We start from the raw sequence: 21630 nt of genomic DNA on the forward strand, positions 1-21630 counted from the left end.
CTCAGGCGGCGACGACCTCGACTTCCTCGACGACTTCCACGACTTCCGGCGCGGCGATGACGTCGACGACCTTGCGGTCACGGCGCTTGCCGAACTGCACGCTGCCGTCCACGAGGGCGAACAGCGTGTGGTCCTTGCCCATGCCGACGTTGTGGCCCGGGTGGAAGTTGGTGCCACGCTGGCGGACGATGATGTTGCCGGCGACGACCTGTTCGCCACCGAACTTCTTCACGCCCAGGTATTGGGGATTCGAATCGCGACCGTTGCGCGAGCTGGACGCACCCTTCTTATGTGCCATGTCTGTTCCTTTCGGTTCCTGCTGACTTCGCGGATCCTACGCTGATACCCGAAGAAGACTCAGGCAATCGCCGTGATCTTGACGGCGGTCAGCTTCTGGCGGTGGCCCTTGCGACGGGCAACGCCGGTCTTGTTCTTGAACTTCTGGATGTTGATCTTCGGACCCTTGGCTTCATCGTTGACGACTTCGGCCTTGACCGTCACGCCAGCGAGATCCTTGGAGTTGAGCTTGACATCCGCGCCGTCGACGACGAGGGCAACCGGGAACTCCACGGTTTCGCCGTTCTTCGCTGCGAGGCGGTTGACGAGAATCACGTCACCGACCTCGACCTTTTCCTGATGGCCGCCGGCCTTCACAATCGCGTACATAATCGTTCCTTATTTATTTGGGAAAGCTTACTGCCCGGCACGTTCGAGCCTCGCGGCCAGACACCAGCAATCAAATCTACACACCCCCATGTACAACCGCAACCTCCCCGGCGGCGTGTCCCCGCGTTATTTTATCCAAGATTCCCCCGCTTGCGTTTCGCGACCACCGCAAGAACGATGCCGAGGCCGAGCGCGGCGACGGCGACGATGGCGGTGCCGACGATGGGCGCCCCGGTTTCGGCAGCCGCCGCGGAACTTGCGCTAAAAGCGGAACCCGAGTCCGCGCAATCCGCCTCGTCCCCGCTCCCGGTTCCCCCAGCCGCGTCCCCAGAGGAACCCGACCCAGCACTGCCGCCAGATTCTTGGCCCGGGTTCCCCAACACGCCGCTTCCAGAGGAACCGGAACCAGCGCAATCCGTAGACTCTTGGCCCGGGTTCCCCAACACGCCGTCGCCAGAGGAACCGGAGCCAGTGGAATCGCCGGCCGAATCCCCTCCGGTTCCTCCGCTGGCGTCGCCAGAGGAACCGGAATCTCCTTCAAATCCTTCCAAATAGGCGAGGATGAGGGAAACGGGGCGTTCCAGCGTGCCTTTCGCAACGCTGTCGACGTGCTCGCCGGCGGTCGCGCCGTCGGCGGTCCCCAGCATCGTCAACTGCGCCGCGAAAACGGCGGTGCCGGAACGCCCCTCGCCCGACAGCCCGATGCCGTTGGCGAAGTAGACGCCATCGGCCAGGCCGCGGAACGTTACTGACCCGTCGGCTCCGGTCAGGGCGCTGACCGAGCCTTCGGGCGCGCCGTGCTCGTCGATGATCTCGAACAGCGCGGCGGACAGTTCGCGCCACGATTCCTCCGAACCGTGCGACAGCAGCAGCTCGATCGGATAGCGGCCGAACTCGCCTTCCTTCATCGCCGGCACGAGCGTTACGTGCCCGGCGAGCGGCAGCCGCCCGTCCCACGTCGCGACTTTGACGAGCGTCACTTCGGCACCGGCGACCGGTTCCGATCCGTAATTGAACGAGACTGTCAGCGAGTTGCTCCCCTCGCCGACGTCCACCGCCCCGGACCCGGCGACATCGGTAGGCTGCGCGGCGCCCGCAGGCGCCGCAAACGTTCCCAGCGCTGCAACCGTTGCCAGCACCGTCCCCACCGCCGCCCCGAGTTTCATCTTGGTTTCCCTGCAGCGGACCGGTCAGTGGTTGCGGCGCTTGAGCGCGAAGCCGATGCCGATCGCTGCGGCGACGATGACGATGCCGCCGACGACGTAGAACAGCGTCGTGCCGATGCCGCCGGTGCTCGGCAGCACCGAGCCGGCCTTGTCGACGAGCTTCAGGTTCATCGTGGAGCCCGTTCCCCCCGTCTTTACCGTGTCGCCATCATGCGTCGGCGTAAGCGGAATCGGTTCCGGGTCGATGGTGTTGTAGCCGGCCGGCGCCTTCGTTTCGATGAGCTTATAGTTGCCCGCGTCGAGGCCGAAGAACATGACGAAACCGTCGGAGCCCGACGTCAGCGTCGGCGAACCGTTCGTGTCCGGCACATAGCCGCCCAGCTTGTCGTTATACGAGAAGTTGATTGCGTTGCCGTCCGAATCCTCCAGGTTGAACTCGGCTCCCGGCAGCGCGTCCCCCTTCTCGTTGACCTTCTGCATGCGCACCCGGTACGTCGCGACGTACACCGTCTGGTTCGGCGTCTTGCCAACGCTGGAACCATCGGTCGGCGAGTTCGAATACGTCAGGTTCACGGTGTTCGTATTGCCGATGGTGCTGTCTTTTTGCGATATCTGCGCGTCCGCATTCAGAGACGCCGAATAAATGACTTCGATATCCGCGCCGCGCGTGCCGCCGTCGCCGATCAGCGGCAGGACGTTATCGATCGTCAGCGTCCAGCTTCCGCCGGCAAGTCCGGGCTTCGCGGTGCAAACGTATGCGTCTTCCGGAACCGCAACGCCGTTGATGCTGACCGACTCGATCTTGCCGAACGTGATGCCGTCCGACATCGTGTCGTTGAACGTAACGGTGTAGGAATCGTACTGCCCGCGCGAATTATCCTGCGGCAGCGACGCAACGAGCTTGAAATTGAACGTTTCGTTGATCGCATGGTCGGCCGAGCTGCCGTAGCCTTCGTTGTCGGCACCGCTGGCAGCGTCGCCGGGTTCGTCCTGCACTTCCTTGATGACTGCCGGAACCGAAGATTTCGGCCACACCGGCACGTCCTTCACGACTTCGAGAATCGCCGCGGTGCCGGCATCGTCCATCACGTCATTCATCGTGCCGTTCTGGTCTTTAATAAGGTAATAGCCGGCTTTTGGAACGGTAATTGTATAGGTACCGTCGGCTGCGTTCTGCGTCGACGTATATTCAGTCGACGTAAGATTTTGGGAGAAGATTTTCGCGAACGTCCACTTATCGGTCTCGTTCATTGCATTTGCAACAGACTTGGCGTCCGTATACGGCGTTTGGGGCGCGGGGTCGGCTGAGTTCAGCGCGCTGACGACGGCGCTTGCGTTCACGCCGTTGCCCCAGTCAAGGTCGCCGAGAACGTCGTGGCCGTCGGCGTCGGTGCCGAGCATGCCGGTAAAGATCTGGTACGCCTCGTAGGTGTGTCCGTTTGCTTCCTGGTGGATGGTGATCGTGTAGTTGTCGTCGGCGAGGGCGGTAGTGGCGCCAACCGCACCAGCCACCGCGAACGCGAGAGCGGCCCCCAACGCCACAATCGCATTGATTGCTTTTTTCATGGTGTTCCTCGTTTTTTGCTTTCGATTCTAGGAAGCCTGAGCGTTTTACCCCCGTCATTCCGTCGAAAGCGTTACAACCGAGCCCTCAGCGCAACTTCGCAGAGAAGGAGCTTTCACGGGATGGCGTCCGCGTCGGCCGGCGAGCAGATCCCCATCGCTCGCCGGCTTTGCGGCGCGTCCCGACGGCGTTCCCCAACGCCGCCGGACGGTTCCCCAACCTGCGCCTCCGCTCCGCAGCCTCCCCACGGCTGCGAAGCGGACCCAACCGCTCCAGACTCCGGCAGATTCCTGCCTCCCCCACCGAACTTTCGGCTTAGCTTCCTTTCCAGGCTGCTGCCCTTTCAGGAGCACCCTCCAGGCTTTCACCTTTCCGGCTTGCTGACCTCCAGGCTTTCGCCCGGCGACCGCGCCTTGGTCCGGTTCCAGCACGAGGCCCGATTCCCAAGTCTCGCGCCGGCTTTTTCGGAGTCCTGAGCTTGTGTGGACGTCATCCGTAAAAACCGAGATTCAACCTATCCGCCACGGCGGCGAAGGCAAAACCGGCGTTACGCTTGCGGAAATAAAATCACGTTATGTTCGGCAAATCTTAGATCCTTCCGCAAGAAACGCCAGATAAAACCAGCGTGTCCTCTCTAGGGGAAAGTGGCCGCGTGTTGCCCAATAAACCCGCGCGTCCCCTCCCTCAGCGAAAACAGCCCTTCCGTCCCCCGCTGGCGGGACCGCTGAGAGCGAGCGAAGCGGCGCTCGAAGCTGCACTTCCGTCCCCGCTGGCGGGGACCGGAGAGCCAGGCCGGAAACGGAACTCGATTACCCGGCCACTTGTCCCCGCTGGCGGGGACCGGAGAGCCGAGCCGAAGGCGATGGCGATCCGAGGGGTGGTCGCGAACCGGCGGCACGCCGAGTTCGCACGGTTTCGAGGTGGAGGGGCAAAGCCCCGCCGGCGAGAAAACGTAAACCGCGAGATCGGCGGAATGAAGCCAATCTTGCGGTTTACATTTCGAAACGCGGAAAAAATCTTGGACGCTTTTCGCGCTATCTGCGCCATTTGCGGGCTTCGAACGCGAGCATCGCGCCCAGCCCAAGCATCCCGACGCCGACGGCAATCAGGCTCGCGATGCCGGAACCGGTGCTCGCCAGCCTGCGCACCTGCGCCGCCCAGGTGCCGCCGCCCGGCGAACCGGAAGACGACGACGTCGGCGAGACCGGAGCGGAAGATCCCGGCGACGAAGGCGACGACGGCGTAGAGGAACCGGGGGAAGAAGGCGACGTCGAACCCGGCGACGAGGGCGACGGCGAAGGCGAGGAAGGAGACGAGGGGGAGGACGGCGACGGACTCGGCACCGGCTCGTCCGGAGTCAGCGCGAACGCCGCCTTCGCCACGACGTGAAGATCCGTCTCGCCAGTCAGCCCCTCGTCCGGCGTCCAGCCGGGCAGCACCTCCATCTGCGCAATATATACGTTGCGGCCCTCCGACCCGCCGCCATCGGCCACGCGCCCCTCCCCGTCAAGCAGGTAGATTCCGTCCGCGAGACCCGAGAACGTCGCGTTTCCGGCGGCGTCGGTCTCGGCCCGCAGCGTGTCGTCGGGGTACGCGTGCTTGTGGAAGTACGTCGACAGCGCGACGCTCAGCTCCCGCCAATCCTCCTCCCCCGAAGAACCGGAACCAGCAGAGGAACCGGAACGCTGGGCGCCGGCTTCCAGCGTGCGCAGGATGCGGCCGGAGCCCACGTGAATCTCGTTCATTCCCGGCGCGAGCGTAATGTGCTGCGCCAGCGGCTCCTCGCCATCCCACGACGCGACCTTGACGAGCCGCACGGCAGCGTCGGCAACGGGCTCGCCGCCGTACGTAACGGTGACGGTGATCGAACCGGCGGCGGCCGGCGTCGCGTCGGCGACGCACGGCGCCCCCAGCGCGGCCGTTGCCGCAGCCAGCGCCGCAATCAGCGCGACGACAGCGGCAACGCAGCGACGCAAACGACGCACCATGGCCGCCTCCTTTCTTTCCGAGATTTTTCCGAATTACTTTCTGTTCTATTTCCTAATGGTTCGCTCCCCGGTCTCTACCCGTTCCCATGACGGAAAGGCCTAGAGTCATCTGCGTAAGGCAGGTACTGGCCACTCTTGCCGGCTTCCTGCCTTGCGAAAATATCTCCCTAAAAAACCGGGGAGCATCCCCACCTGCGCGGGGTAGAAACGGGGAGGAAAGCTATGGCATCCGCTCGTTCCCACCCCGCGCAGAAACCGTTCCTACTTCGCGGAAACGTGCGTGGTGCTGGCAGCGTTGCGGCGGCGCGTGGCGATGAACAGGCCCACACCCGCGGCGACGATGATCAGCGCGCCGACGACGGTGAAGATCGTGGTGCCGATGCCGCCGGTGCTCGGCAGCTGCACGCCCTCCGTATCGATGATCGTTTCGCTCATCGTCGAGTCGCTCGACAGCGTCACCTGGTTGCCGGAGTGCGTCGCCGAAATGGTCAGCGTCACCGGATCGGCGGTGTTGTAGCCGTCAGGGGTCTTGGTTTCGGTCAGCTTGTAGGTTCCGGCGTCGAGGCCAGCGACGTTGAACGCACCGGTATCGGCGGCAGAAGTCAGCGTAGGCGAACCGCTAGCGTCCGGAATGTAAGCCTGCTTCGACGAGTCGTAGGAAAAAGTCAGTACATTTCCTGCGGAGTCTTCAAGATTAAATTCAGCGCCTGCCAGCGGCTTGCTACCGTCCGTCTTGGTGAGCTTGACTTCGAACGACGACACGTAGACGGCGCTTTCCGGAGTCTGGCCGAGGCTGCCGGAAACGTACGGCGAGTTGGAGTACTGCAGGTCGACGGTGTTCTGGTTGGTCACGGTGCCGGAAGCGTTCAGCACCTGCGCGGCGGAGTTGAGGTGGGCGGAGTAGAGAACCTGCACGGTCGCCGCAGCGGTCGGGTCGCTCAGGTACGGCAGCACGTTGGGGATGGTCAGCTTCCAGGAACCGCCGGCCTGGTTCTCAGTAGCGGTAGCGGTATAGGCAGAGGTCGGAATGGTGGTACCGTTCACAGTCACGGAATCAATCTTCTCGAACGTCACGCCGTTGGACATCGTATCGTTGAACACCATCTGGTATGCGGGGTACTGGCCGCGCGCCGCATCCGCCGGCAGCGTCGCGGTGAGCCTGAACTGGAACGATTCGCCGATCGCATGGTCGGCAGAGTTGCCCCAGCCGCTCGAGTCGGCGCCGGTTGCGGCGTCCGTCGTTTCGTCCTGCACCTGCTTGGTGACGGACGGCGTCGACGACTTCGGGCTGACCTGCACGTCCTTGACGACTTCCATGATGTACGCGGTCGCCGCGTCATTCTTGCCGTTCATCGAATCCGGCGTATCGCGCACCAGATAATATCCAGCGGCAGGCACCGCAATCGTGTAAGGATTTGAACCGGTCGACGTATAGTCGACGGTCGTCAAATTCTCACCGAAAACCTTCGAAAAAGTCCACTTATTCGTATCGTTCATCGCGTTCGCAACGGAAGCGGCGTCGGTATAGTTCGCGCTCGGATCGGCCTTGTTCAGCGCCGCGATAACAGCCTTGCCGTTCACGCCATCGCCCCAGTCGATGTTGCCGAGCTGGTCATCGGAGCCGAGCGAACCGGTGAAGATCTGGTACGCCTCGTACGTATGCCCCGCCTCGGAGTTGTCGATGGTGATCGTGTAGCCACCCTCGGCGGTGATGGTCTGATCGTCGCCGCCGTCACTGTAGTTTTCGACAGCGACCGAGCCGCCATCATCGGTATTGCCGGCAACGTTCGTTTCATCAGCCTGCGCGACTCCGGCGCCGGCAAAGGCGAGCGCGAGCGAAGCGCCGAGCGCTACGAACGCTTTCGTAATCTTGTGCATCATCTTTCCTTTTCTAACTTTTTCGTTGGTTTTTGGTTTCGTTTTCCCCTGCCGTTTGCGCCGCTATTCAGCCGCGTTTTCGACACAAGATTTTCTGCGCGAAGCTACCAGCCCCAGCGCAATGCCGATTCCGACGAGCGCGAGCCCGGCGGCTACGGCAGCCATGCTGCCTGCGCCGCCGGTGGACGGCAGCGCGTACGTCGGCGCGTTTTTCACCGCGCCGAGGGCGAGCATGTACGTATTCGTTCCGGGGCCGATCGTCAGCACGGCGGCGTCGCCGTCGTCGGTCAGCCCGTCTGTTCCGAGGAACCCGGACGCCTTGATGTATCCGTTCGGCGCCTGCGATTCCTCGATGCGGTATTCGCCCCACGGCAACCCGTCGAGTTCGAACACGCCGCCGGCGGCGTCGACGTCGCGCGCCCAGCTCGGCGCGCCGGCAACGGCGGCCGGGCAGTCGCCGGCGGAAGATTTCGCGCAGTCGGCGACGCTGTACGACGTCCAGTTCCCGCTCGAAGTCGCGCGGTACTGCACCGTGAACGTCGCGCCGGCGAGCAGCGACGACGTCGCCTGCGCGTCGACCTTGCTCCAGTCGATCATGCCGGTGAGCTTCGTGTTGACGACCGGGTCGGCGATGCCAACGTTTGCAGCCGCATTCTGCGAGACGGTGAACGGGTAGACGGTGGTGTTGGGGTGGTAGCCGTCCGGAGCCTTCGACTCGACGAGACGGTACGAGCCGGCCGGCAGCCCCTCGACGGTGAACTTGCCGGGGTCGGCGTCCGAGTCGTAGTACGGCGAGCCGCTGCACGCGCCCTGCTTGACGCAGTCGCTAACGGTGGCAATTCCCACCCACTGCTCGGTGCCGTCGACATCCTGCTGTTGCTGGATCGTCCACTCGCTGCCCGCGAGCGCGGCCCCGGACGCGTCGACCTTGCTCCAGTTGACGGCGGTCTTGCTGTCGGCGATCCACGCCGCGCCGCCGCTCATCTCCGGTTCATCGCTCCACGTCACCTTCCCGTTCGCCACGGTGAACGTATAGGTGCCGCCGTTGAGCGTGTACCCTTCCGGCGCCGTCTTCTCGGTCAGCGTGTACGTCCCGTCCTGCAATTCAACGGTGATCAGCCCCGCCTTCGGATTCAGATCAGTCGGCACGTCCCCGCTCGAGTTCCCCGACACGCCGTCCGCGGAGGAACCGGACACAGGGTCGGCAAGCAGTTCCAGCGCTTCGGTTCCACCCTTGGTAGCGTCCGTCGCGCACGCCGGGGCGCCGGCGGTGCCCGGGTTCGCTTCGGTGGCGATTTGCCACATCGTGTTGTTCGCAGGAATCGTGATGTTCTTGCTGTTGCCGGGCCACCAGTTCTCGTCCTTGTTGCTGCCGGGCGTGAAGTACACCTGCAGTTCGTTGCCGTTCGACGGCACGTCGTACGAGAACCAGCCGCCGCACGCCTTGCTCATCTCGACCGGCGCGTCGATCCACGTCGTCGTCACCGAGCCGTTGGCGTTCGTCACCATCGTCGCGTACCGGATCCACGGCGTCCGCGTATCGCCCTTGAATCCCTGGTAATACACGCGCGTAATCGTGCGATCGGTTACATTGATGACAACGTTCGCATCCAGCCCTCCAGCGGACGCGGTAATCGTCACGGTCCCGACGGCGACGGCCGTCACCAGGCCGGTCGACGACACGGTGGCGACCGATGCGTCCGACGTCGACCAGGTCACCGGAATCGTCGACGGCGCCACGTCCGCGGTCAGCTGCAGCGTCGGCATGTTCGCCTTCTCCATAGTGAGCGCATGCTCAACTTCCGCGCCGTTCCACAGCACCTTCAGCGACGTTGCGGCGACGGCTTTCGGAGTCACGGTGAAGCTTGCGCTAAGCGACGGCTCAGCAACCGACGTCGCGGTAATCGTCACCGGTTCGTCGCTCGTCGAACGCACCCACACGACGCCGCCCTGCACCGACACGGCGCCCGGATTGGACGAGCTCCATGTCACTTTCTGCGGCGCGTCGGCAGGCTGCACTTTCGCTACATAGGTGATCTTGGTGCCGACGTCGGCGGCAACGTCGGTTCCGTTCACCGTCGTACCGGCCGCGGAATCCTGAATGGAAATAGATGTCGGCGTGACGGTATTATCCGCAATATCCCAGCTTTCGGACGGGTCGCCTTTTTTCGTCAGCGTCCATACGGAGCCGGCGAGCCCGGCGAACGTCGTGTCGCCGGCCGCGTACTTGCCCCACGTCACGTCCGTTCCGGCAACGGTATCGACGATGCTGCCGCCGGAAAGGCCCTGGTCCGAACTATCCGAGATTGCGTCGCCGTCGGCGGAATACACCGCGGCGATGGCGGTCACCGGCGTCGCGCTGGCCGCGCCCGAATCTATTTCATAGATGCGCGGGTTCACGTCGTAGCCGCTCGGAGCGTTCGTTTCACGCACGAAATACGTGGCGTTCGGCTTGAGCCTCTCCAGCGCGAGCGTTCCCGCAACGTCGCTGACGTCGCCGGTCAACGCATCGCCGTCGGTCGGCAGCATGATCGGTTCCTTCTGCGCCACCGCGTCGGCGAGCGATCCGTACACCGCCCACGCCGTGCCGGACAGCGCGGAGCCGGACTCGTTGACCTTGCTCCAGCCGATGGCCGCGCAACCGGTGGTCGCGTAGCCGTGCCACGGGAAATTATGGCGTTCCAAATCCATGTCGAATAGCGACGCCGACTCGCCTTCCGAGACGCCGGGGCCAAAAATCGTCGCCGAATTCGCCACGGCCGTCGGGTTCGTCAGCATCAGATCCTGCCCGACCCAGACTCGCCCGTTCGTCGTTACATGGTCTTCGAACGTGCCGTTCGGCACCATGATCGAGCCGATCATCGCGGCGCCCGGATCGTCGGAAACGCTGGCGGTATAGACGCCGGAACCGTTCGACGGCGCGATTTTCGTCCACGTCGAGCCGTTGAGCTGCTGCTTCTGCGCCGTGACGGTCGCGTTCGTCGCCTGGCCGCCGAGCACCGTAAGGTCCGGCGTGCTTTCGAAATTCCACATGACCGACTGCGCTGCCGTGGAGTACAGCGTCGCCTTGGCGCCGGCGTTCCACCAGTAGCCGTCGCCGATTTCATACGCGTCGTTGTCGTTCCAGTTGTCGGACAGCGTGTTCTCGCCGGCCCACCAGAACCGCCAGCCGTTATGGAAGCTGATCGCCGACGAACCGGTGACGTTGACGACGACGGAAGCGCCGTCCGGAATCTTCTCGAACGCGAACGAAACGCCGTTGCCGCTGCCGTCGGCCAGCGCCGACGCCGGAATCGTGAACACCTGCAGCGGATTGACGCCGTCGCCGGTGAATTTGATCACGCGCTCATTAACGCTGAACGTCGCGCTGATCACGCTGCGCTGCTGTTTGCCGTTATCGGTGATCACTTGCTCGGCATTGTATTTGTTGCGCACGTAGCCGCTCTGCGCAACGTTGTCATAGACTGTAAACGTTGTCCCCGGCTTGTCGTCGCTCAGTTTCGCGAGCGCTTCGGAACGAGACTGCACGGTGCCCGTATAATCCGAATAATCCTGCGACGTTCCGGAAATGTTCACGCTGGCCATCGGATTCGACTGGTTCCAGTCGACGGCGCTGCCGGAGCTGTACGCATAGACCGACTGCCACGCGTTGTTTTCGTCACCGCTTGCGTCGCCCGGGTAGTCTTTGCCCGGCGTCTTGCCGACAAGTCCCATCGCCGCCGAGGTCGGGCCGGCAATCTTGGCGTCGTAATTGTCCTGGCCGGAAGTCGTCACGCCGATCCAGCCGCGGCCCTGCGCGTTCCAGCCCAGCGCGTCGACGCCGGAAACGCCGCGCGGATCGGTGAGCGTAATCGCGCTGTTCTTGCCGGAAACGACGAGCGCGTCGGAACCGTCGGACGGGCGGAACTGCGAGCCGAAGCCGACGATGCCGAAACGGAAGCCGTGGCTGCCCCAGCTGTCCTTCACGCTGTGGATCGCCAGCTTGCCGTTGACGAGCGTCGAACCTTCCGCCTCCACGGCGTAGCTTTGCGTCGGCGTCGCGCCGTTCAGCCCGTACGCCGTCGCGTCGGTTCCGCTGGAAGTCTTTGCCGGCGCACCTATATACATGTCGCGGCCAACCCAGGTCGCCACGCCGTCGTCGACGCGATCGTTCTGCGTCGTATTCTCGCCGAGCGTGAGCGATTGCGGCGTGCAAAGCGCTCCGGCGCTCAGGTCGTCGCCGTTGGCGACCCGGGCGGAGAGCGGGTTGGTTGTTCCGGCATTGGGGATGCCGGAAGTCTTGCCTATGGCGGGGGCGATCACCATCGCCGCCGCCACGAGGAAGGATGCGGCGGCTGTGGCGACGTGGCGAAGCGCGCGAGCTACGGAGGCCCTGCGGGGACAGGCAGCAGCTTCGGCGGGCGCCCCCGCCCAGGACGGATGCGGCGAACCGTACCGTCCACGCGGCTGCGCGCCGCCGTCGTCGCGTATGCCGTCGCGGCATACGTTCTCATACTTCTCCTTCACAGGAGCCCCCAATGTTCGCGGGCCTAAACCAGCGCCCCTCGTCTTGTAACCAACCTGAACGTCAACCTAGTGCGAGAAAGAAAAAACGCAAATCGAGACGTTACTGAGAGCGAGTTTTCGGCCGAAAACCCGAGATTTTTATGAAAGAACGCCCCCAATCGCTCAAAAAATCGGCGTGCCGTTCTCCCCGGGAAAACGTTTCCGCAACGCCCAATTACTCACCCAACCTTCACTCCCAGCAAACCGAGGGCGCCGCCCGGAATATTCCGACCAGACTACTTTCCAGTCGCTTACGAGCGTTCAGCGACTGGAAAGTAGAGAGATTGCCACAAGGCAGTCGCTGACAACGTCACCGACCGTTTCGTTCCCGCCGATCTACTTTCCAGTCGCTTAGGCGCGCTCACCGACTGGAACGTTCCTTTGGCAATACGTTCCAGTCGCTGAGCCGTCGCAGGCGACTGGAACGTAGATGGGGAAATATATTCCAGCCGCCGGTAGCTGCCAGCAGCGGACATAGATGGGACAGGAGCGCCGAACGCCTACTTAAGATTGCGGTTCTTGCGTCCCAGCACAACGCCGAGGAGCAGCGCGAGCACGGCGAGGACAGTGCCAGCGATCATCACCCACTTGCTGATGCCGCCGTGACCGGTGGACGGCAGCGTATACGCCTGTGAATCGACGACGTCGCCGAGCGCATACGTATAGGAACCGCCCGGCCCCACCGTCAGCGTCGCGTCTTCCAAGGAACCCGTCCCAGCGGAGGAACCGGAGCCGCTCGAAGCCGTCCCGACAGAGGTCTTTGCATTGACGCGAACAAGACCCTCCTGCGTCAGGAACCCGTCGGCGACGATGTAGCCGAACGGCGCCTTCGATTCGCTGATCCGATACTGCCCCCAGGGCACGCCGGCGAGCGTAAACGCCCCGGCCTGCGGATTCACGTCGCGCGCCCAGCTCGGCGCCCCCGCGTTGGCGGCGCAGTTTCCGCTGTCGCTGGCGCAATCGGCCACAACGTACGACGTCCACGGAGCGCTGTCCGACGCGCGGTACTCCACCAGGAATTCAGACCCGCCAAGCAAATGCGACGTCCCGCTAGACACCGACACGTCTCCAGAGGAACCGGAAGACGAGGAACCAGACCCGCTCGACGTGCCGCTGCCCACTTTCTCCCACGTAATCGTTCCGAGCATCTTCGTGTTTTCGATGGCCGCGGCGACGCCAACGTTTGCAGCGGCGTCCGGCGTCACGGTGAAATCGTAGGTCGCGGAGTCTGGTTCGTAGCCGCTCGGCGTCCCAGATTCCACCAGCCGGTACGACCCGCTCGGCAACCCGCGCACGAGGAAGGAACCGGCCGCGTCGTCGGCATCGTAATATCCCGAGCTGTCAGCGCCCGAAGCGCAGGAACTTCCCGCAGCCGCACTCCCCGTCTCGGCGCCCGCTGTCGTCCCGCTTCCCGCCGTTGTCCCAGTTCCCGCTGTCGCCCCGGAACCTGTACCGTCACCGGTGCCGGAATCCGCGCCCCCGGAGGTCGCAGCCGAGGACGCATCGCAATCTGCAATCGTTGCCACCGTTACCCACGCGCTCGCGCCGCCGACAATCTGCTGCTGCTCGATGTTCCATGTGGAACCGCCGAGCGCCTCGCCTGTCGCCGCGTCGACCTTGCGCCACGTCACCTCGGTCGCGGCGTCGGCAATCAGCGCAGCGCCATCCGCCCACGTCACGTCGCCCTGCGTCCACGTCACCTTCCCGTTCGCGACGGTGAACCGGAACGTCGTCTCGTTCAGCGTGTGCCCGGTCGGCGCCGTCGCCTCGCGCAGCGTATAGGTCCCGTCCGCGAGCGCGACGGTAACGAGCCCGGCTTCCGCATTCACGTCCACCGGCTCGCTATTTGCATAAGATTCCTCATCCGCCAGCGCCACGGCCCCGCCATCGTCTTCCGCCCCAGCGGAACTGGAAGTAGTGGAGGCGAAGGACTTGTCTTCCCGGGCTTCGCCAATGAGAGTAGTTGCGGCGGTTTGCGACGATGAAGACCTGGATTCAGACGACTTGGTTTCGGACTGCGCAGTTTCGGCGTGAGCGGCGCTACACGACGGGGCGCCGGCGAGGCCGGAGCCGTCGGAGTACACCATCCAGGTGGCAACGTTTGCATCGGTCTTCAGGTCCGGTTTGCCGCCGCCGGGGACAACGTTGTCACTCCAGTTGGGACTGTCAAGAATATAGAACTGCACGACGCCGCCGTTCGACGGCACGTCGACATAGTACCAGCCGTCGCACGCGGCGGTCATCTGCACGGCGTCGCCCCAGCCTTGCGCGAGGCTCGTGAACCGGATCCACGGCGTCTTTCCAGCCTTCGTTCCCTCGAATCCCTGGAAATAGATCCGCGTCACCTTCGAATTGGCGACGCGCACCGTCACCGACGCGCTCTTGTCGCCGGCCTTCGCGGTGATGACGGCGCTGCCGATCGCCACGCCGCGCACGACCCCGTTCGCGTCGACGGTAGCGACGTCGCCGTTCGAGCTCGACCAGCTCACCGGCACCGTCGCCGGATCGACCTTCACCTTGAGCTGCAGCGACGACGTTCCCGCCAGATCAAGGTCAACGCTCGTGCCGCTTACGTCCGAACCGTTCCATTCCAACGAAACCGACGCCACGCTCGCAGCCTTCGGTTTCACATAAAACACCGCTTTCACCGACGGATCCGCGGCGGAAGTCGCGGTAATCGCCACCGCCGCACCGCTCGCCGGCATCTGCCGCACCCACACGATGCCGCCCTGCACCGACACCGACGTCGGATCCGACGAACTCCACGTCACCGTCTGCGGCGCGCCGTCCGGCAGCACCGCCGCGCTGAACGTCTCCTTCTGCCCGACCGATTCGGTCACCGTCGCGCCGGTCACTTTTTTCTCATTCGCGTCGTAGATTTCCACGCTGGTCGGATTGACGTTATTATCCGAGATTGTCCAGCTTTGCGACCCGCTCCCCTCTTTCGTCAGCGTCCAGGAAGAACCGGAAAGCAGCGTCGTCCCGTCGGCGCCGACCTTCCCCCAGGTTACGTCGGTGCCGCCGGCCGTATCGACGATTGCGCCGTCCTTCAATTCCGCCGCGCTATCGGTCACTCCGCTCGGCGTGCCGCCGCTTGACGCGCCCGCACCGGTTCCTCCGGAGGAGATCTGGGTGCCGCTAGAGTCGTATACGGCGGCGAAATTGGCATACGTATCGCTGCCGCCGTCGCCGGCGTTAATCTGGTAGATGCGCTCGTTGACCGCGTACCCGCTCGGCGCATTCGTTTCGCGCAGAAAATAGGTTGCGTTCGGCGTCAGCCCCTGAACGGTGAAAACGCCGTCAATATCGGAGTGGTCGCCGGAAATAACGCTGTTGTCGGTCGGCAAAAGAATGGCGTTTTTCTCATCGATGGCGTCCTGCAGGCTGCCATACACGGCCCAGCCGGTACCGCCCAGCAGGTACCCCGACGTATCCGTCTTGCTCCACGACACCGTCGCGCAGCTCGTCGTCATGTCGGCATGCCACGGGAAATTGTGCCGCTCCTCGTCCATGTCGATGATCGACGCCGATTTCCCCTCGCCCACGCCATCCCCGAACATCGTCTCCGAATTCGCCACCGCGGTCGGGCTAGCCATCATGAAATCCTCGCCAACCCACACGCGTCCGTTCGTCGTCACATGGTCCTCAAACGACCCGTTCGGCACCATGATCGACCCGAGCATCGCCACCGCCGGATCGTCGGACACGCTCGCCGTATACTGCCCGGACCAGTTTGACGGGTTCACGGTATTCCACTGCAGCGCGTTGACGTTCGTCAGGTTCTGGTAATCGTATCGAATCTGCTTGTTGGCGGTAACGTTTGCATTGCTCGCCTGGCCTCCGAGCACCGTCAGCTTGGAAACGTTCGCAAAGTTCCACATCACTGATTGGGCGGCCGTGGAGTACAGCTCCGCCTTGTCTCCGGCGTTCCACCACGCTCCATTGCCGACCTCGTACCGCTCATTGTCGGCCCAGTTGTCGGACAGCGTTCCGGAACCGGCCCACCAGAATCGCCACCCGTTGTGGAAGCTCACCGCCGACGATCCGGTGACGTTCACGACGACGGAAGCGCCGTCCGGAATCTTCTCAAAAGCAAACGAAATGCCGCTCGCCGAGCCGTCGGAAAAAACGGAAGATGGCACGGTAAAAATCTGCAGCGGACTGACGCCGTCGCCGGTGAATTTAATCACCTTTTCGTTGACATTGAACGTCGCCGAAATATTGACGCGCGTGCTGACTTGCCCCTCGTTCCATTTTTCGGTGGAAATCTTGCCTGAATTGTATTTGTCGCGCGTCACCGTTCCGGAAACGTTGTCAATGACTGAATACGTTGTCTTCGCCGCGCTGTCGCTGAGCGACGCCAGCGTCTGCGATTCGTTGCGCACCGTGCTCGAGTACCCCGAGTAGTCGCTGGTGACGCCGGAAATATCGACGTTCTTCAGCGCATTCGACTGGTTCCAGTTCACCGGGCTGCCCGACGAATACGAATAGACCGACTGCCAGCCGTTCTCTGAGCTGCTGTGCTCGTCCGACGGATACGCCGACCCTGGCGTCAGCCCCTTCAGCCCCATCGCCACGCTCGTCGTACCCTGCAGCTTCGCGGCGTAGTTCGTTTCGTTGCTTTTCGTAGCGCCGATCCACCCGCGGCCGGTGGCGTTCCATCCCAGCGCGGACACCGAGTTCCCGTCGGCATCCTTCAACGTAATCGCCGAATCCGAAGAGCCGCCGACCACCAGCGCGTCGGAACCGGCGGACGGCCGGAACTGCGCGCCGAAACCGACGATGCCGAATCTGAAGCCCTTCGACCCCCAGCTTTTCTTGACGCTGCGGATGGCGAGCTTGCCGTTGACCAGCGTCGTCCCCTCCGCCTCGACGGCGTAGCTTTGCGTCGGGGTCACGCCCAGGTAGCCCGTGGAAGAATTGCCGGCGACGTTGCCGTACGTACTCGCTCCGGTCGGCGCGCCGATATACATGTCGCGCCCGACCCACGTCGCCACGCCGGTATCGGTCGCCGCCGCCGACGTATCGTCCCCCAGCTCGATATCCTCCGGCGTACACAGACTCCCGTTCGCCAGCGAGTTCCTCGACACGCCGGCGGCGGAGGAACCGGAGCCAGTGGGAGTGGCCCAGGCTAGGGATGCGGTTCCTACGCCGGTGGCGACGAACAGCGCGACGGCAAGAATCGGAACGAGAATGAGCATCGCCGCGCGCCGCGCAATCTGGATTCGCCGCACGGTACGCGAGCGGGAAGAGGACACGCAAGATTCGCAGCCGCGGGAGCCGTATGGGGAGGACGGAGAAGGAGAAGGTTCGCAGCCGTGCTGGATTCGCCGCATGACGCGGGAGTGGGAGGAATTCCGCACGCGCATAAGACATTCTCCTAGCGAACCCAAACGAGACGTTTCCAACGTACCGCCGCGCTGCCGCCCCGCGCCTCCGTTTCCGCGCAAAGCGTCCCAAGATGCCTAAACGTCGCTCAGAAAACTGCCCCCCACGCGCGACGGAAAGCCCAGAGAAAAAGGGAAAGGGGCAGGTTTGGAGAATACCTGCCCCTTTTTGGGTGAATAAGGAGAGAGTTAGTCTTGGGGGATTCGCGAGCCGCCGCAGCCCTCGCCGCGGTTCCGTGCCGGCTGCCATCCGTCGGTACGTTCCGTCACGACCGGCGCGGCCGAAGCCACCGCCCGCCGCCGGCCCGCACACGCGGCGCCAACGCGCTCAAACGATTCCGAAAATCCTTATTCACGTTTCATGCCAGATTCGAAAGAATCTATATTCAATTATTACTCATATCTCTCTACGAATCTCCAGAGTACCGAAAGATACCCCCAGAGTTCCCAGAGAAGGCCGCCACCGACATCTCCTGGAGGAACCGGAACCTCCCCGCCGAAGCCGGAGGAAACGGAGCCTTCCAGCCGAGACGGGAACGAAACCGAAGCCGGAGCGGAGGGGAGCGGCCCTGCCCGGGGCGTAGGAAGCAATCCCGCGCCCCGAACCAACCGTTCGGCGAACGGTCCAGTCGTTCAGCGAGTGGCCCGGCGACTCAGCTTAGCCAAACCACTCAGCGGACCAGTCGATCAGGCGACCCAGGCGATCCAGCCGAAGCCGAACCGCTAGCCGAGCCGCCAAATCTCACGCCTTGCGAGCGCGGCGCGCCTCGATGACGAGCAGCGCACCCAGCGCCAGCGCGGCAATCGCCACGACGGCGACCATCGCAATCGAAGCACCGGTCTGAGCGGGCTTCGTCGGCGTCGGTTCCGGCGTCGGCGCCGGCGGCACGACGGTCTCGGGCGTGTAGGAATTCGTGATGACGAACGTCGAGGAATCTTCGGTAACGTCTTCCTGCGTAATCGTCACGTTGTACTTGTCGGAAACGCCGTTCTCGACGAGGTAGTAATCCTCATGTTCCGGAAGATTGTCCCACACGTACGTCCAGTCGTTGTCGGCGGAGAGCGTCACCGTGTCGACGAGTTCGTACTCGCGCGACGGAGTCTCGTCCGCGTCGCCTTCGACGCCGCCCTTGTCGGCTTCGTCGTCAGCGAGCGGCAGCATGTACAGCGACACGGACACCGACGAGGCGCGCAGCCCGTCCTTGTTGTCCTCGTCGTCCCAGACCTTCTTCACCTGCACCGGATCGACGTTGGTGCCGCAGGTCACCTTCGGCTCGAGCGACAGCGAACGCTGGCTCACGCCGTCGGTGACGTACAGGGTCGAAAGCTCGGCGAACATCGAGCCGCCGTCGCAGTAGCGCTGGACGTGCTCGGCGACGTCCATGTACTTGTTGCCGGCGACGACGTAGTACAGCGCGTTCTCGAGACCGGTGAACGTTACGTTGCCGTCGGCGTCGGTCACCTGCGTGGCGAGCGCCGCGGGCGCCTCGCCGTACGTTTCCGGGTCGCTTTGCGCGGCCTTGATATAAGATTCGAGGGTTCCGGCGATGCTGCGCTGAACGTTCTGATCGGACAGCGTTTCAAGATTGGTGATCAGCGAGCCGTCGATGCCGTTGCGTTCGACGAGCGCCGCGAATTCATCGGTGAGTTCCAGCGTACCGTCGGTCTGCCAGTCCGCGGCGCGGTACAGCGCGACGTCGACGCCGTCCATTGCGTAAGACTTGCCGTTGATGGTTCCGTGATAGTCGACGGTGATTTCCCCGGTTCCCGTCGAAGTCGTCGCCGAGTCTTCATCGGCGGAGGCGGCGGGCGTCACGCACGCGAGCCCGATGCAGCCGACGAGGGCTGCGATGACGCAGAGCCATAATACCTGGAGCCGGTTGGCGGTCCTGTTCATGGCGTCTCCTTCCATGGTCGTTGCGGCCAGGTGGCCGTCCGGAGCGAAACGGGGCCGGCCCCTATGCACGTTCCGGCGAAGCTTCATCTCTCCAATTTCCAGTTTTCGTGCACCTTCGGGGAGCACAGCTGATTCACCCTACAGCCGAAATTGCGTCCCTTCTTAATACACTTATGCTCTATTGTAGATTTTTCTCCCGGCCAAGTCCACTCCATCTCACATTTTTCACGTTTTCCGAAAACTCGGGGGTTGGCTAACGCGGAAGCCACTCCCGCTGGCGGGAGTCGCTGAGAGCGAGCCGAAGGCGAAGCTCGAAGCGGTGGGTGGTCCGCGAGCCGAAGGCGAGCGTAGCGAGCGCAACGCAACCCGCTCGCCAGACAATGCGGATACTCGCCGGAGGGCTACGCCCTCCACCTCGCATCCGCCAAACGCCTCCGGCGTTTGAAGCTCCAAGAAGCTTCCCTCGACTTCCGCGCAGATTGAATTGTAAACCGCAGAAATAGCTTGATTCCGCCATTTTGGAGGTTTACATTTAGGTCCTCTGGAAAATTGTTGGACGCTCTCGGCGCGGACGCGCCGACAACCGTCCAACAATTTTTCCGAGGCTGGAATTGTCAACCGCGAGAATGGCGGAATAGAGCGGTTCTGGAGGTTTACATTTTCTTTGGCGTCAGCATCGTTGGACGCACGAGAGGCGAAGCTTAAAGCAGTAGCTGCGTGGCGGATAGCGAAACGGCTGGCCGCCGAAGCAGCCAGCCATTTTCCTGCTAATTAAAGAGGACGAGGAAGTCCGCCCTACTCACATAGAACCCAACGGGCAAAAGCTCTAGACCGCGCCAAAGGTGTGCCCGAAGTTGGACTGATTCCGTGTGTGCGTTTTCAGTATAGCAAAGAGTGGGCATGCCGCGATTCGATGCGCAATGGAGGTTTGCTGTAAACTCAATGACACCGTTTATGCGCCATTCAGGGCTTGGACTCTCTGACGACGCTGAGCGGTCGGCCGGAGCCATCCGGCCCCGGCTGCCCTGCTATACAAAGGAGGCCCGTATGGGTCAAAGGAAGCGGCCGGGGAAGCCTGGCGACAATTCGACAACGCCACTGATCATTGCATTAGTGGTTGTCTGTTCGAATGCGGATTCGACGTGGCTGTCGGCTATTGCCGCAGTCATCGTTATCTATCTGCTTCTGGCAGACTGGAGGCGTCGCCGTAGGTGACCCAGCCAAACCTAGGCGTCGAGCTCCCTCGGCGCCTAGGTCTTCCTACTAGCACAGAACCCAACAGGCGCATCCCTAAGAGACGTACCTGAAGTTAGCTCGATTCCGCGTAAGTGCTTTCAGTATATGTCTCGTCATAGATACAGTCCGGGTGACAGCCACGACGGCCGACGCTCGTCATGGACGCCATCCCCGCTGGCGGGGATCGCTGAGCGGCGAAGCCGCGAAGCGAGGGGTGGTCTCAAACGCCGGAGGCGTTTGGCGGATGCGAGGTGGAGGGCGCAGCCCTCCGGCGAGCATCCGCATTGTCGGAGCACCCCTTACTTACTATGCTTCGACCGCGGCCTCAAATCCCCGCGCTTCTTCCTTGCGGACCGGCGGATGAGCCAGATCGCGAGCAGCACGAGCAGCAGGAACACCAGCGCGCACGCGGCGATCGTGAGCCCCATCATGGTATTCGCGTCGTCATACTGCACGGAAGCGTCCTCGGCCGGCGGCGCCGGAATCCTGTGCCCCCTCACGAGCAGCCGGTGCGAATTCACCCCATACGGCGTGCAGGTAATCAAGGTCACGTAATCGGCCCCGTCCTCGATCGCGAGGTCGTTCATCTCCCCCGGCAGCACCACCTTGATCTGGTCGACTTCGTACCAGTACGTATCGTCGAGCACGTGGATCGCGAACGTGTCCCCGTCTTTGAGCGTGTCCAGACCGGTGAACAGCTTGGCCGACGGCAGCCCGGTATGCCCGGAAATCACCGCGTGCGTCGAGGAACCCCCCACCGGCAGCGACGATCCGGTAAGGTGACCCGCCGCAATCTGCAGCACCGTTTCGTCGGTCCCGTGGTAAATCGGCAGCTGCACTTTCAGCGACGGTATCGAAATGTACCCCATGATTCCGGTGCCGGTAATATCGAGCGTTTCGTTGTACCGCTTCAAATCTTCCCCTTCAAGATTCCAGCGGTTGCTTTGCGACAGCAAATCCTGGTTATATTCGTGCGCGGCTTTGAGCAGCGCCTCCTTCTTTTCGGCGGACATGTCGTCGACTTGCTCGACGTACGTTGCGACGGCGCGCGACGCGTGCATCCGGTTCCACCAGTCCGCGAACGAAGGGTAGCAGATTACGCCCACGCCGACGAGCAGCACGACGGAGAACAGCGCAATGAGCAGATTGAACCCGACGTTGCTTTTCTTTTTCGTCGCTGCTTGCGTCCCGTCGGCAGGCGCGGCTTCAACGTGATTCTTTTTCTTGCTCATGATTTCCTAGCCTAATGGAAACCCCCCGTTTAGAGAAGATTCCATGCGAGAATGCGGACGCCTTGTGAAGA

The 21630-nt window shown here is 63.1% G+C and carries 10 protein-coding genes; all 10 read right to left on the reverse strand.

The genetic code is table 11. The features are described 5' to 3' along the window. Position 1: 1 nt before the first annotated feature. Positions 2 to 298 (reverse strand): 50S ribosomal protein L27, encoded by a 297-nt coding sequence (gene rpmA / locus AC1AXT_RS06345; protein WP_476540646.1) that lies wholly within the window; start codon positions 296 to 298, stop codon positions 2 to 4. 59 nt (positions 299 to 357) lie between these two features. Continuing rightward, positions 358 to 666 (reverse strand): 50S ribosomal protein L21, encoded by a 309-nt coding sequence (rplU, locus tag AC1AXT_RS06350; RefSeq protein WP_476540648.1) that lies wholly within the window; start codon positions 664 to 666, stop codon positions 358 to 360. Between the two features lie 131 nt (positions 667 to 797). Next, positions 798 to 1832, reverse strand: a complete 1035-nt coding sequence (locus tag AC1AXT_RS06355; RefSeq protein WP_476540650.1) for a hypothetical protein — start codon at positions 1830 to 1832, stop codon at positions 798 to 800. 24 nt (positions 1833 to 1856) lie between these two features. Beyond that, entirely contained in the window at positions 1857 to 3398 is a 1542-nt protein-coding gene (locus tag AC1AXT_RS06360) for an isopeptide-forming domain-containing fimbrial protein (protein WP_476540652.1), read from the reverse strand. A gap of 1032 nt (positions 3399 to 4430) precedes the next feature. Next, complete coding sequence (locus AC1AXT_RS06365) at positions 4431 to 5384, reverse strand: hypothetical protein (protein WP_476540654.1); 954 nt, start codon at positions 5382 to 5384, stop codon at positions 4431 to 4433. 261 nt (positions 5385 to 5645) lie between these two features. Further along, entirely contained in the window at positions 5646 to 7265 is a 1620-nt protein-coding gene (locus AC1AXT_RS06370) for an isopeptide-forming domain-containing fimbrial protein (protein ID WP_476540656.1), read from the reverse strand. A gap of 60 nt (positions 7266 to 7325) precedes the next feature. Next, on the reverse strand, positions 7326 to 11768 hold the full coding sequence (locus tag AC1AXT_RS06375; protein ID WP_476540658.1) for a SpaA isopeptide-forming pilin-related protein: 4443 nt from the start codon (positions 11766 to 11768) through the stop codon (positions 7326 to 7328). Between the two features lie 539 nt (positions 11769 to 12307). After that, positions 12308 to 17176: a SpaA isopeptide-forming pilin-related protein gene (locus AC1AXT_RS06380; RefSeq protein WP_476540660.1), complete on the reverse strand. Its 4869-nt coding sequence runs from the start codon at positions 17174 to 17176 to the stop codon at positions 12308 to 12310. 760 nt (positions 17177 to 17936) lie between these two features. Beyond that, a complete protein-coding gene (locus AC1AXT_RS06385) occupies positions 17937 to 19091 on the reverse strand; it encodes a Cna B-type domain-containing protein (RefSeq protein ID WP_476540662.1) in 1155 nt (384 codons plus the stop codon). Positions 19092 to 20626: 1535 nt separating this feature from the next. Then, entirely contained in the window at positions 20627 to 21559 is a 933-nt protein-coding gene (locus AC1AXT_RS06390) for a class C sortase (RefSeq protein WP_476540663.1), read from the reverse strand. Positions 21560 to 21630: the final 71 nt, after the last annotated feature.

Source organism: Bifidobacterium sp. LH_450, assembly GCF_056356715.1.

Bases quoted from the DNA above. Each gene is read 5' to 3' on its own strand.
- rplU (WP_476540648.1), bottom strand. From the start codon at position 666: ATGTACGCGATTGTGAAGGCCGGCGGCCATCAGGAAAAGGTCGAGGTC.
- AC1AXT_RS06390 (WP_476540663.1), bottom strand. From the start codon at position 21,559: ATGAGCAAGAAAAAGAATCACGTTGAAGCCGCGCCTGCCGACGGGACG.
- rpmA (WP_476540646.1), bottom strand. From the start codon at position 298: ATGGCACATAAGAAGGGTGCGTCCAGCTCGCGCAACGGTCGCGATTCG.
- AC1AXT_RS06360 (WP_476540652.1), bottom strand. From the start codon at position 3,398: ATGAAAAAAGCAATCAATGCGATTGTGGCGTTGGGGGCCGCTCTCGCG.
- AC1AXT_RS06380 (WP_476540660.1), bottom strand. From the start codon at position 17,176: ATGCGCGTGCGGAATTCCTCCCACTCCCGCGTCATGCGGCGAATCCAG.
- AC1AXT_RS06365 (WP_476540654.1), bottom strand. From the start codon at position 5,384: ATGGTGCGTCGTTTGCGTCGCTGCGTTGCCGCTGTCGTCGCGCTGATT.
- AC1AXT_RS06355 (WP_476540650.1), bottom strand. From the start codon at position 1,832: ATGAAACTCGGGGCGGCGGTGGGGACGGTGCTGGCAACGGTTGCAGCG.
- AC1AXT_RS06370 (WP_476540656.1), bottom strand. From the start codon at position 7,265: ATGATGCACAAGATTACGAAAGCGTTCGTAGCGCTCGGCGCTTCGCTC.
- AC1AXT_RS06385 (WP_476540662.1), bottom strand. From the start codon at position 19,091: ATGAACAGGACCGCCAACCGGCTCCAGGTATTATGGCTCTGCGTCATC.